The sequence below is a fragment of the Acidovorax sp. GW821-FHT10A04 genome, from assembly GCF_059415825.1.
In genome coordinates this window covers 195,633-208,216 of record NZ_JBWKNZ010000007.1, presented here as the reverse complement: position 1 = coordinate 208,216, position 12,584 = coordinate 195,633, and the positions used below count along the sequence as shown (strand labels likewise).

At 68.9% G+C, this 12,584-nt stretch carries 9 protein-coding genes; 4 read left to right on the top strand and 5 right to left on the bottom strand.

The genetic code is table 11. From position 1 onward, the window contains the following. Window positions 1-81: 81 nt before the first annotated feature. Window positions 82-2,658: a DNA internalization-related competence protein ComEC/Rec2 gene (locus AC07PF_RS16805; protein WP_494612615.1), complete on the bottom strand. Its 2,577-nt coding sequence runs from the start codon at window positions 2,656-2,658 to the stop codon at window positions 82-84. Window positions 2,659-2,811: 153 nt separating this feature from the next. On the opposite strand from AC07PF_RS16805, the gene AC07PF_RS16800 reads away from it, so the two are divergent. Further along, window positions 2,812-3,270 carry a RidA family protein gene (locus tag AC07PF_RS16800; RefSeq protein ID WP_494612614.1) on the top strand — a complete coding sequence of 153 codons (459 nt, stop codon included), beginning with the start codon at window positions 2,812-2,814 and terminating at the stop codon, window positions 3,268-3,270. A 49-nt stretch (window positions 3,271-3,319) separates the two neighbouring features. On the opposite strand, the gene AC07PF_RS16795 is transcribed toward AC07PF_RS16800, so the two are convergent. The 4 genes from AC07PF_RS16795 to AC07PF_RS16780 all read right to left on the bottom strand — a co-directional run bounded on the left by AC07PF_RS16795 (window position 3,320) and on the right by AC07PF_RS16780 (window position 10,458). Further along, window positions 3,320-5,071, bottom strand: a complete 1,752-nt coding sequence (locus AC07PF_RS16795) for a methyl-accepting chemotaxis protein (protein ID WP_494612613.1) — start codon at window positions 5,069-5,071, stop codon at window positions 3,320-3,322. A 233-nt stretch (window positions 5,072-5,304) separates the two neighbouring features. Further along, window positions 5,305-7,659, bottom strand: coding sequence for a DNA topoisomerase IV subunit A (gene parC / locus AC07PF_RS16790; protein ID WP_494612612.1), 2,355 nt, complete (start codon window positions 7,657-7,659; stop codon window positions 5,305-5,307). After that, complete coding sequence (locus tag AC07PF_RS16785) at window positions 7,656-8,504, bottom strand: lytic transglycosylase domain-containing protein (RefSeq protein ID WP_007859198.1); 849 nt, start codon at window positions 8,502-8,504, stop codon at window positions 7,656-7,658. The genes parC and AC07PF_RS16785 overlap by 4 nt, the downstream gene beginning before the upstream one ends. After that, window positions 8,476-10,458: a DNA topoisomerase IV subunit B gene (locus tag AC07PF_RS16780; protein WP_007859200.1), complete on the bottom strand. Its 1,983-nt coding sequence runs from the start codon at window positions 10,456-10,458 to the stop codon at window positions 8,476-8,478. The genes AC07PF_RS16785 and AC07PF_RS16780 overlap by 29 nt, the downstream gene beginning before the upstream one ends. A 117-nt stretch (window positions 10,459-10,575) precedes the next feature. On the opposite strand from AC07PF_RS16780, the gene AC07PF_RS16775 reads away from it, so the two are divergent. From AC07PF_RS16775 to AC07PF_RS16765, 3 genes are read left to right on the top strand one after another with little or no spacing between them, the layout of a single operon-like run. Continuing rightward, complete coding sequence (locus tag AC07PF_RS16775; protein ID WP_145696951.1) at window positions 10,576-11,793, top strand: MFS transporter; 1,218 nt, start codon at window positions 10,576-10,578, stop codon at window positions 11,791-11,793. 31 nt (window positions 11,794-11,824) lie between these two features. Beyond that, window positions 11,825-11,992 carry a hypothetical protein gene (locus tag AC07PF_RS16770; protein ID WP_186457914.1) on the top strand — a complete coding sequence of 56 codons (168 nt, stop codon included), beginning with the start codon at window positions 11,825-11,827 and terminating at the stop codon, window positions 11,990-11,992. Between the two features lie 6 nt (window positions 11,993-11,998). Then, entirely contained in the window at window positions 11,999-12,553 is a 555-nt protein-coding gene (locus tag AC07PF_RS16765) for a class I SAM-dependent methyltransferase (RefSeq protein ID WP_494612611.1), read from the top strand. Window positions 12,554-12,584: the final 31 nt, after the last annotated feature.

Sequence of the window (12,584 nt, the reverse complement as noted above, 5' to 3'; positions counted from 1 at the left end):
TGCTTGCAGGATAGCAAGTTGTGCGCCCAGTTTTCCGGATCGGCCTACCAAGGCACTGTGCCATCGCACCCCCCGCTGGGCTCAGCGCGACAAAGCTGGCACCATGCTGTGCTGCCAATACCGCTGGCCGGATTCGCGCTGGCAGGCCACACCCTCGGGCCGGGCCGATGACCAGGTGGCGGCCCCGCAGCGCGCCGACTCCACCACGGTGATGCCGCGCGCCTGGTAGCGCGCCAGCACATCGGGCGCCGGATGGCCAAAACGGTTGCGGTAGCCGGCCTGCACCAAAGCAGTGCGCGGCGCCACGGCATCCAGGAAGCCGCCTGTGGACGAGGTCTTGCTGCCGTGGTGCGGCACCAGCAGCACATCGGCCTTGAGCGGCGCACCGCCGGCCACCAGGGCCTGCTCCTGCGCGGTCTCGATGTCGCCGGCCAGCAGCGCGACCGGGGGCCCACCCCCCGCCCTTGTGCCCGCCGCCACGATGCGCAGCACGCAGCTGGCGTGGTTGGCACGCACCACCGCCCCGGCACCGGGCGCAGGGTGCAGCACCTCGAAGGTCACGCCGTCCCACGCCCAGCGCTGCCCGGCCAGACAGGGCGTGGCCGGGCGCAGGGCCTGCAACTCATGCCCGGCCTCGATGGAGCCGGTGAGCCGGGCGCCGGGCTGCTGGGCCAGCACGGCCGCCGCGCCCCCGGTGTGATCGGCATCGCGGTGGCTGAGCATGAGCACGTCCACCCGCTCGCCCAGGGCGCGCAGCAGGGGCACCAGCACGCGGTGGCCGGCATCGCTTTCCAGGCTGAAGCGCGGCCCGGCATCGTACAGCAGGGTGTGGCTGGCCGTGCGCACCAGCACCGCATTGCCCTGGCCGATGTCGGCGGCCAGCAGCTCGAACTGGCCCGGCGCCGGCCGCCCGGGCTGCCACCACAGCACCGGCAGCACCAGCGGCAGGGCCAGCAGGCGCAAGCGCCAGGGCAGGCGCATGGCCAGCAGCAGGCCGCCGGCCAGGGCGGCCGCGCCGGCCCACAACGGCGCCACGGGCAGGTACAGCACGGCCATGGGCCAGGTGGCCAGCCACTGCAGCAAGGCGGCCAGCGGCTGCAGGCTCCACAGCGCGAGGTTCCACAAGGGCACACAGAGCACCCCGCCCAGCGCCAGCGGCGTGACCACCAGCGTCACCCACGGAATCGCCACCAGGTTGGCCACAAAGCCCACCAGCGACACCTGGCCGAACAGCAGCAGGCTGAGCGGAGTGAGGGCCAAGGTGACCACCCACTGCTCGCGCAGCAGCGCCAGCACACGCGCCCGGCCCCGGGGCGGCGCGCCGCCCACGGCCCGGGTGTCGGTGGCAAACAGCACCGCCACCGCCACGAAGCTGAGCCAGAAGCCCGCCTGGTGCAGGGCCCAGGGGTCCACCCAGACCACAGCCGCACAGGCCAGCAGCCACACCTGCGGCCAGGGCCAGCGCCGGCCCGAGAACTGCAGCAAGGCCACCGTGGCCAGCATGGTCACCGTGCGCTGCGCAGGCACGCCCCAGCCGCTGAAGAGCGCGTAGGCCGCGGCCAGCAGCACCCCGGCCACCAGCGCCGCCGTGGGCGCCGGCACGGCCAGGCACAGGCGCGGCGAGCGGCGCCACAACGCGCCCACCGCCAGCGCGGCGAGCCAGGCAAACAAAGTGATGTGCAGGCCCGAGATGCTCATCAAATGCGCGACGCCGGTCGCGCGGAACACGTCCCAGTCGGCCCGGTCGATGGCCCGCTGGTCGCCCGTGACCAGCGCCGCCACCACGCCGGCCATGCGCGCGCGGCCCGGGTCGTCGGGGTCCAGGCCCGGCGCCAGGCGCGCCAGGATGGCATCGCGCACCGACTGGCGCGCCTGCTCCACCGGGTACTGCCAGGTGCTGGCCAGGCGCACCGGCGCCTGGTCCTTGGGGCCCGTGCGCACCGTGCCGGTGGCCTGCACGCCCTGCTCCCAGGTCCAGAGCTCGTAGTCGAAGCCATGCGGGTTGCTCAGGCCATGCGGTGCGCGCGGGCGGATGGTCATTTCCCAGCGCTCGCCCGCATGCAGCGCCGGTGGCCGGCGTTGCGGTTCAAGCGGCCGCACGGTGGTGGTCGCGCTGGTGGCGCCGAAGAAGAAGCCTCCGTACCAGGAGACGTCCATGCGTTCGGGCAACTGCACGGGCTGGCGCGCGGCCCTCGCAGCCTCGCCCGGCAGCCAGGCCGATTCCACATCCAGGCGCAGGCGCACGCCCGCCTCGTTGACCTGCGGCATGGCAGCGATGGTGCCGATGACGCGGATGTTCTGCCCCTCCAGCGCCGGGTCCAGCGCGCCCTGCAGGTAGACCGTGGCACGCAGGCCGGTGGTGGCAAACAGCAGCCCGGCGCCGGCACAGGCCACGAGCAACCGGCACAGCCAGCGGCCCGCGTTGCCGCCCGACCGGGCCAGCCGGCCCGACAGGCCCCACACCATCACCGCACAGGCCAGCACCAGGGCATAGCCCTGCCAGTGCCAGAGCACTGGCTGCTGCAACTGCAGCGCCGCCCCCACCAGGCTGCCCGCCAGCAGCGCGGGCAGGCGCCACAGAACCGGCGCGCCACTGCGCGCAGCCGCCACCGGGACTCCGGTGGGGCGGGCTAGCACGGCAGCAAGGGGTTCGGGCATGCGCGCATGCTAAACCGCGGGCGCAACAGGCCTTCGCCGACCACCCGGGCGCCTGGGTATGTAACACTCCCGTGCTGCCCTGGCCTGGCCCGGTGAACATCGCCACCGGCTGCCGCGGGCCCGATCCACCACTTCCAACCAAGGACGACGACCATGAGCGTTTACGACAAGCTTTCCGAACTGAACATCACCCTGCCGCCGGTGTCGGTGCCTGCGGCTGCCTACGTGCCCTACGTGCAGACCGGCAACCTGGTGTTCCTCTCCGGCCACATCGCGCGCAAGGACGGCAAGCCCTGGTCGGCCCAGTTCGGCCACAACATCAGCACCGAAGAAGGCAAGAGCGCCGCACGCGCCGTGGCCGTGGACCTGCTGGGCACGCTGCATGCGGCCACCGGCGGCGACCTGAACCGCGTCAAGCGCATCGTGAAGGTCATGAGCCTCGTGAACTCGACCGGCGACTTCACCGAGCAGCACCTGGTGACCAATGGCGCCAGCGAGCTGTTCGGCCAGGTGTTCGGCGACAAGGGCGTGCATGCGCGCAGTGCATTCGGCGTGGCGCAGATCCCCATGGGTGCCTGCGTGGAAATCGAGCTCATCGCAGAACTGGCCTGAAGCATCTGCCGGCCAGGCCCACCCGGGAAACCCGGGAAAGGCAGCCTGGTCAGAACGACTCCCAGTCCTCCTCCGCCCCCTGGGCCAGGGCTGGTGAGCGTGCAGGCGCGGCCTTGGCAGGCGCAGCGGCTTTCGCGGCCGGCTTTCCGGCTGCCTGGGTGATGCGCGGTGCAATGGGCTTGGCGCTGGCAGCCGGCCGGGCCGGTGGCGCCGGTGTGTGCGCCGCGCGCATCGGCGGCGCCACGCCGCCATAGGCGGCCCCGTTGACCTTGAACACCGAAACCACCTGCGCCAGGTGCTCGGCCTGCTCGCGCAGGCTCTGGGCAGCGGCGGCGCTCTGTTCCACCAACGCGGCGTTCTGCTGCGTCATCTGATCGAGGTTGCCCACGGCCTGGTTGACCTGGTTGATGCCCAGGCTCTGTTCCGACGATGCCGAGGTGATCTCGCCGATCATGTCGGTCACGCTCTGCACCGAACGCACGATATCGGTCATGGTGCTGCCCGCATCGGCCACCAGGCGGCTGCCGGTCTCCACCTTTTCCACCGAGGCGCTGATCAGCGCCTTGATCTCCTTGGCGGCCTCGGCGCTGCGCTGCGCCAGGCTGCGCACCTCGCTGGCCACCACGGCAAAGCCCCGGCCCTGCTCGCCGGCACGCGCCGCTTCCACAGCGGCATTCAGTGCCAGGATGTTGGTCTGGAAGGCGATGCCGTCGATGGTGCCGATGATGTCCGAGATCTTCTTGCTGCTGTGGTTGATGTCCTCCATGGTGGAGACCACCTGGGTGACCACCGCGCCACCGCGCTCGGCCACGCCCGTGGCGCTGGCGGCCAGGGTGCTGGCCTGGCGCGCACTGGTCGCGCTCTGGGCGATGGTGCTGGTGAACTGCTCCATGGCGGCCGCCGTCTCCTGCAGGTTGCTCGAGGTCTGCTCGGTGCGCGCCGACAGGTCATGGTTGCCGGTGGCGATCTCGGCGCTGGCGATGGCGATGCTGTCGGTGCTCTGGCGCACCTGGTGCACCATGCGCCCGAGCGAGTCGCTCATTGCATATTGCGAGCGCAGCAGGTCGCCGAACTCGTCGCCGCGTGTCACCGCGCCCTGCTCGCTCAAATCGCCGGCCGCGATCTTGGCCGCCAGGTCATTGGCCTGGGCCAGCGGGCGCTGGATGCTGCCGATCAGGTAGTAGGCGCCGGCAATGATGGCGGCCAGCAGCGCCGCCACGGCCACGGCCGCGATCTTCACGGTGAGCATGCGCGACTCGGACATCTCTGCCAAGCGGGTCTGCGCGGTCTTCTGCTGCAGGTCGACAAAATCGCGCAGCGCCGTGAGGTAGGCCGCGACGGCGGGGTTGTAGGTCTGCTTGACAAGGGCCACGGCCTCCTCGGCCTTGCCATCGGTCTTGAGCTGGCGCGCCTTGCCGCGCAGGTCGATCATGGTCTTGCGCGCATCGGCGATCTTGGCCATCTGCGCCTTGTCCGCATCGGACAGGGCCATGGCCTCCAGCGACTTCTGCACCTCGGTGATCTGCGCCGAGGTGGCGGCAATCACGTCCTTGAACTCGGCCTCTACCGCCGCATCGCTGCTCACGATGAGCGCCTGGGTGCGGGCGGCGTTGGTCTCGGTCAGGCCCGCCCAGCGGATGGCGGTGTTCACGCGGGTCTGCATCTCGCGGGCAACCACATCCGCCTCGGCCTGTACCTTGGCCGAGCGGTAGGCCGAAAAGCCCACCACGCTGGCCAGCATGACGACGATGAAAATGACGGCGAGCCACAGTTTCTGGGCAATCCGGATGCGTTGGAACATCATGGTCTCCTGTCGTTGTCGATGGTTTCAAGGTCTGCCGGCCACCGCCAAGTGGACTTGCTGCATCGTCGCACAAACCGGCACCAGACCACGCCCGCACCACGGCAGACACTTTTTTACATATAGTGCGCCCGTTCCCGCCTTTCGTCCAATCCGTAGCAACCCGTGGACTGTTGCGGCGCACCAAAAGAAAAACCACCCGGGTGGGTGGCTTGCTGGCGACAGCTTGCGCCCTACTCGATGCGCGTCACGGCCGAGGGCTTGAAACCCAGGTCGGCCGCTTTGCCCTTGCGTCCCCGGGCGGCGCGGGCATTGTTGAGCGAGCGGATCTCGAGGGTTTCCTCACGCTCCTTGCCGCCGCGGCCCATGCCGTCGATGCGGATGCTGCGCGTGTAGGCCGCGGCACCGGCCAGCGTGTCCTTGGGCTCCAGGTCGATCAGCATCAGGCCGCGGCCGCCATTGGCCATGGTCTTGAGCTCGGTGATCTCGAAGGTCAGGATGCGCCCACCCGCCGAGGCACAGGCCACGTGCGTGGCCGGCGCCAGCGGCTGGCCGCCGGTGCTGCCCGCCGCATGCGAGGGCGGGCAGACGGTTTCGCCCTCACCCAGCGTGAGGAAGGCCTTGCCGCCCTTCTGGCGGGAGACCATGTTCTCCACCGAGGCGATAAAGCCATAGCCGCCCGAGTTGGACAGCAGCAGGCTGGCACTGGCCGGCCCGGCAAAGTAGTGCAGGAGCTGCGTGCCCGATTCAAGCTCGATCAGCGTGGTCACGGGCTGGCCATCGCCGCGCGCACCGGGCAGCACCGACACCGGCACCGAGTACACCCGGCCATTGCTGCCGAAGGCCAGCAGGGTATCCACCGTGCGGCACTCGAAGGTGCGGTACAGGCCGTCGCCGGCCTTGAAGGCAAAGCTTGCGGCCTCATGGCCATGGCCGGTGCGCGCACGCACCCAGCCCTTTTGCGAGACCACCACGGTCACCGGCTCATCGACCACCTTGACTTCGGCCACGGCCTTCTTTTCGGCCTGGATCAGCGTGCGGCGCGGGTCGGCGAAGGTCTTGGCATCGGCCTCGATCTCCTTGACCATCAGGCGGCGCAGCGAGCCGGGGTTGTTCAGGATGTCTTCGAGCTTGCTTTGGCTGTCGCGCAGGTCCTTGAGATCCTGCTCGATCTTGATGGCTTCGAGCCGGGCCAGCTGGCGCAGGCGAAGTTCCAGGATGTCCTCGGCCTGGCGGTCGCTCAATGCAAAGCGGGCGATCAGCGCGGCCTTGGGATCGTCGGACTGGCGGATGATGGCGATCACCTCATCGATGTTGAGCAGCACGAGCTGCCGCCCTTCGAGGATGTGGATGCGGTCCAGCACCTTGCCCAGGCGGTGCTGCGAGCGGCGGGTGATGGTGCTCTGGCGGAAGGAGATCCACTCCTCCAGCATCAGGCGCAGCGACTTCTGCACCGGCCGGCCGTCCAGGCCCACCATGGTCAGGTTGATCGGGGCCGAGGTCTCCAGGCTGGTGTGCGCCAGCAGTGCGGTGATCAGCTCCTGCTGCGGTGTCTTGCCGGTCTTGGGCTCGAACACCAGGCGTACCGGCGCGTCCTTGCTCGATTCGTCGCGCACCACGTCCAGCACGGCCAGCATGCTGGCCTTGAGCTGGGTCTGGTCCTGGCTCAGCGCCTTCTTGCCGGCCTTGACCTTGGGGTTGGTGATTTCCTCGATCTCTTCGAGCACCTTCTGCGAGCTCACGCCCGGCGGCAGCTCGTTGACCACCAGCTGCCACTGGCCGCGCGCGAGTTCCTCGATCTTCCAGCGCGCGCGCACCTTGAGGCTGCCGCGGCCGGTGCGGTAGGCGTCGGCGATGTCGGACGCAGCGCTGATGATCTGCCCGCCACCGGGGTAGTCGGGGCCGGGCACCAGGGCCAGCAGGTCTTCCTGCGAGAGTGCAGGCGTCTTGATCAGCGCCACGCAGGCATCGGCGATCTCGCGCAGGTTGTGGCTCGGGATCTCGGTGGCCAGGCCCACGGCGATGCCGCTGGCACCGTTGAGCAGCGCAAACGGCAGCCGCGCGGGCAACTGGCGCGGCTCGGAGGTAGAGCCGTCGTAGTTGGGCATGAAGTCGACCGTGCCCTCGTCGATCTCGTCGAGCAGCAGGCTGGTGATGCGCGACAGGCGCGCCTCGGTGTAGCGCATGGCCGCCGCGCCATCGCCGTCGCGGCTGCCGAAGTTGCCCTGGCCGTCGATCAGCGGGTAGCGCTGGGCAAAGTCCTGCGCCATGCGCACCAGCGCGTCGTAGGCCGACTGGTCGCCGTGCGGGTGGAAGCGGCCCAGCACGTCGCCCACCACACGGGCGCTCTTGACCGGCTTGGCCGCCGTGTTGCGCGTGGGGCCGCTGTAGCCCAGGCCCATGCGGTCCATGGAGTACAGGATGCGCCGCTGCACAGGCTTCAAGCCATCGCACACGTCGGGCAGGGCCCGGCCCTTGACGACCGAGAGGGCGTACTCCAGGTAGGCACGCTGGGCGTAGCCGGCCAGGCCCAGGGAGTCGCCGCCGTCGTCGGAGGCCGGGAAATCGAGAGTGGGTTGGTCGCTCATTCGTTCTTGCTGGATTCAGGAGGTTCGGTCATTGCGGGCGTCTGCGCCACGCGGTTGGGCGGAAGGTTCCCCCGGTTCAGGGCACCGCCCTGCAGTTCCATGCGCACCCGGCCGGAGACGGCGCGCTGCGCCTTCACCGGAGCCGGGGGCTTGAGCTGCGTGTACAGCCCCATCACCGTGCGCACGTAGTTCTGCGTTTCCTTGTAGGCCGGGATCTGGTTGCCCGCACGCTGCACCGCACCCTCGCCCGCGTTGTAGGCAGCCAGTGCCAGGTCCAGGCGCTCGGGAAACAGGTCGAGCAGGTGGCGCAGGTAGCGGGTGCCGGTGGGCACGTTCACGGCTGGATCGGTGAGCTTCTTTTCCACCGAGCGCCTGGCGTCGGCGCTCACGCCGAAGCGGGCGGCCGTGGCCGGCATCACCTGCATCAGCCCCACTGCGCCCTTGGGCGACACAGCATCGGCATCGAAGCCCGACTCCGTGGCGATCAGCGCCTGCAGCAGCTCGTAGTCCACCTCGTGCTTGGCCGCCGCCGCGCGCAGGTGGTGCTTGACGCGCTTGTAGTCGGGCGCGATGTCGAAGAACGCCAGCAGCCGGGCCCCGGCGGGCGGCAGGGCATGGGGCAGGGTGGCCGCGCCAGCGGGCGCATCGCGCGTGGAGTCGAACTCGTTGCCCTTGAAGAACAGCTGGTAGTTGGCATCCACCTGCTCGGGTGCGAAGTGCGTCACGCCGCGCGGGTCGACATAGGCCCAGAGGTCGGCATGGGCGGCCGTCTGCACCAGGCCCAGCAGCAGGCCCGCGCACAGCAGTCGCAGCCGCTCAGATGTCGATCTCGACCGCATCACCATGCAGTTCCATCAGCTCGCGCCGCGAGGCCGCCTCGCCCTTGCCCATGAGCTTGGTGATCAGGTCCTCGGTCTGGGCGAAGTCCATGTCGCCCAACTGCACGGGCAGCAGGCGGCGGGTGTCGGGGTTGAGCGTGGTTTCCCACAGCTGCTCGGCGTTCATCTCGCCCAGGCCCTTGAAGCGGCTGATCTGGCACTTTTCGCGCGCCACGCCGTCCTTGGCGCATTTGTCGAGGATGGCGGTGAGCTCGCCATCGTCCAGCGCATACATCTTGGCGGCCGGCTTCTTGCCGCGGGCCGGCACGTCCACGCGGAACAGCGGGGGGCGTGCCACGTAGATATGGCCGGTTTCGATGAGCTTGGGGAAGTGGCGGAAGAACAGCGTGAGCAGCAGCACCTGGATGTGCGAGCCGTCCACGTCGGCGTCCGAAAGGATGCAGACCTTGCCATAGCGCAGGCCCGACAGGTCGGGCGTGTCATTGGGGCCGTGCGGGTCCACGCCGATGGCCACCGAGATGTCGTGGATCTCGTTGTTGGCGAACAGGCGGTCGCGCTCCACTTCCCAGGTGTTGAGCACCTTGCCGCGCAGCGGCAGGATGGCCTGGCTTTCCTTGTCACGGCCCATCTTGGCGCTGCCGCCGGCCGAGTCGCCCTCGACCAGGAAGACTTCGTTGTGGGCAATGTCCTTGCTTTCGCAGTCGGTGAGCTTGCCGGGCAGCACGGCCACGCCCGAGCCCTTGCGCTTTTCGACCTTCTGGCCGGCCTTCTGGCGCGTCTGCGCGGCCTTGATGGCCAGCTCGGCCAGCTTCTTGCCGTAGTCCACATGCTGGTTGAGCCAGAGTTCGAGCGCCGGGCGCACGAAGCCCGAGACCAGGCGCACCGCGTCGCGCGAGTTCAGGCGCTCCTTGATCTGGCCCTGGAACTGCGGGTCCAGCACCTTGGCCGATAGCACGTAGCTGGCACGCGCGAACACGTCCTCGGGCAGCAGCTTGACGCCTTTGGGCAGCAGGCTGTGCAGCTCGATGAAGCTCTTGACGGCGTTGAACAGGCCGTCGCGCAGACCGCTTTCGTGCGTGCCGCCGGCACTGGTGGGAATCAGGTTGACGTAGCTCTCGCGCATGGGCTGGCCGTCTTCGGTAAAGGCCACGCACCAGGAGGCGCCCTCGCCCTCGGCAAAACTCTCGTTGTTGCGGTCGGCAAAGCCTTCGCCCTCGAAGAGCGGGATCACCGGGTCACCGCTGAGCGTCTGCATCAGGTAGTCGCGCAGGCCGCCCTTGTACTGCCAGGTCTGGGTGTCGCGCGTCTTCTCGTTGACCAGGGTCACCGACACGCCGGGCATGAGCACGGCCTTGCTGCGCAGCAGGTGGGTCAGCTCGCCCATGGGCAGCGCGCTCGACTCGAAATACTTGGCATCGGGCCAGGCGCGCACGGTCGTGCCCTGCTTGCGCTCGCCCGCTTCCAGCGCGCGGGTCACCAGGGGCTCGACCACGTCGCCGGCCGAGAACACCAGCCGCGCGACCTTGCCCTCGCGGTGGCTGCTCACTTCCAGGCGGGTCGCCAGCGCGTTGGTCACGCTCACGCCCACACCGTGCAGGCCGCCCGAGAAGCTGTAGGCACCGCCCTTGCCCTTGTCGAACTTGCCGCCCGCGTGCAGGCGGGTGAACACCAGCTCGATCACCGGGGCGTTCTCCTCGGGGTGCATGCCGAAGGGGATGCCGCGCCCGTCGTCCTCGATGCTGACCGAGCCGTCGGTGTGCAGCGTGACCTTGATCTTCTTGCCATGGCCGGCGAGCGCCTCGTCGGCGGCGTTGTCCAGCACCTCCTGGATGATGTGCAGGGGGTTGTCGGTGCGGGTGTACATGCCCGGGCGCTGCTTGACGGGCTCCAGGCCCTTGAGCACGCGGATCGAGCCTTCGGAATATTCGCTGGCGGAGACGGGAGACGGTTTGGCAGACATGCGGCGGATTGTAGTGCGACGCAGCAAAGACTGTATAAAAATACAGCCACATCACCCCCAACTGTACTGTTTGGTGGTGTGCGGGCAGATTGCGGCCAATCTGGCTACATTCTGCGCATGTCTATGCATCCTCCGAAACTGTCCATGTTCCAGGTGCTCGCGTGCGGCGCGGCCATCGTGACCCTGTCCATGGGCATCCGCCACGGCTTTGGCCTGTGGCTGCTGCCCATCACCCAGGAAATGGGCTGGACGCGCCAGTCCTTTGCCCTGGCCATCGCCATCCAGAACCTCTCCTGGGGCCTGATCGGCATCTTTGCCGGCATGGCGGCCGACCGCTTCGGCGCCTTCCGCGTGCTGCTGGCCGGCGCCGCCCTCTACGCCGCGGGCCTGGCGGGCATGGCCCTGTCGCCCACGCCGCTGCTGTTCGCGCTGACCACGGGCGTGCTGATCGGCGCCGCCCAGGCGGGCACCACCTATGCAGTGATCTACGGAGTGCTGGGCCGCCAGATCGCGCCCGAAAAACGCTCCTGGGCCATGGGCGTGGCCGCGGCGGCCGGCTCCTTCGGCCAGTTCCTCATGGTGCCCATGGAGGGCTGGCTGATCGCCAGCTTCGGCTGGCAGCAGGCGCTGCTGACCCTGTCGCTGGCGGTGCTGCTCATCGTGCCCCTGGCCTTCGGCCTGCGCGAGCCGGGCTTCAAGGGTACGGCCCCGGTCAAGCGCGACCAGACCATTGCCCAGGCGCTGTTCGAGGCCTTCCGCTACCCCAGCTTCACGCTGCTGATGGCCGGCTACTTCGTCTGCGGTTTCCAGGTGGTGTTCATCGGCGTGCACATGCCCAGCTACCTCAAGGACCATGGCCTGTCGCCCCAGGTGGCGAGCTATGCGCTGGCGCTGATCGGCCTGTTCAACGTGTTCGGCACCTACATTGCCGGCACCCTGGGCCAGCGCCTGCAAAAGCGCTTCATCCTGGCCTTCATCTACTTTGCGCGGGCCGTGGCCATCGCCATCTTCCTGGTGGTGCCACTGTCGCCGGCCTCGGTCTATGTCTTCTCGGCCGTGATGGGCACGCTGTGGCTGTCCACCATCCCGCCGACGAATGCCACGATTGCCCAGATCTTCGGCGTGCAGCATCTGTCCATGCTGGGCGGCTTCGTGTTCTTCAGCCACCAGATCGGCAGCTTCCTGGGGGTGTGGCTGGGCGGCTACCTGTACGATGCCACGGGCAGCTACGACATCGTCTGGTACATCTCCATCGCGCTGGGTATCTTCGCCGCGCTGGTGAACCTCCCCGTCAAGGAAAGCCCTATCCAGCGTGCGGCGCCCGTGCCGGCATGATCGCTGGCAACCCCTTTTTCCAGGCCTGACCATGCACCCCGCGCCCGACCACCCACCTGACCGCCCCCCGGCCCTGCCGCTGGTGTGGCGGGTGCTGGCCTGGGCGGCGGCCGTCCTGGCCTGCCTGGCGGTGTTCGGCCTGTACACCGTGCCCGAATTCATGGTGATGCTGGCCGACCAGGTGTGGAACTGCTTTTGATTTCTCATGCATGGATCTGACAACCCCTCGGACTGGGTGCGCCGCTGGTCGGCCCTGATCGCACCCCAGAGCACCGTGCTCGACGTGGCCTGCGGCGCCGGCCGCCACCTGCGCTGGCTGCACCGCCTGGGCCATGCGGTGGTGGGGGTGGACCGCTCCCCCGAGGCGGTGGCCGCAGGAGCCCCGCTCGGCGAAATGGTCTGCGCCGACATCGAAAACGGCCCCTGGCCCTTTTCCGGGCGGCAGTTCGGCGCCGTGGTGGTCACCAACTACCTCTGGCGACCGCTGTTTCCGACCCTGCTGGCCAGCCTGGCGCCGGGCGGCGTACTGGTCTACGAAACCTTTGCACACGGTAACGAAACGGTAGGCCGCCCTGCGCGGCCCGAATTCCTGCTGCAACCGGGCGAATTGCTGGCGGCCTTCAGCGGGCTGCGCACCGTGGCCTACGAGGACGGCTTCCTCGAAGAACCTGCGCGTTTCGTGCAGCGCATCACGGCCATCCGGGAACTTGCGCACGCCGGGGCACCCTCAAGACATCTGCTGGCCGGTCCGGCTAGTTAGAATGCTCTTTTATCCCGTTCACCACTGCGGA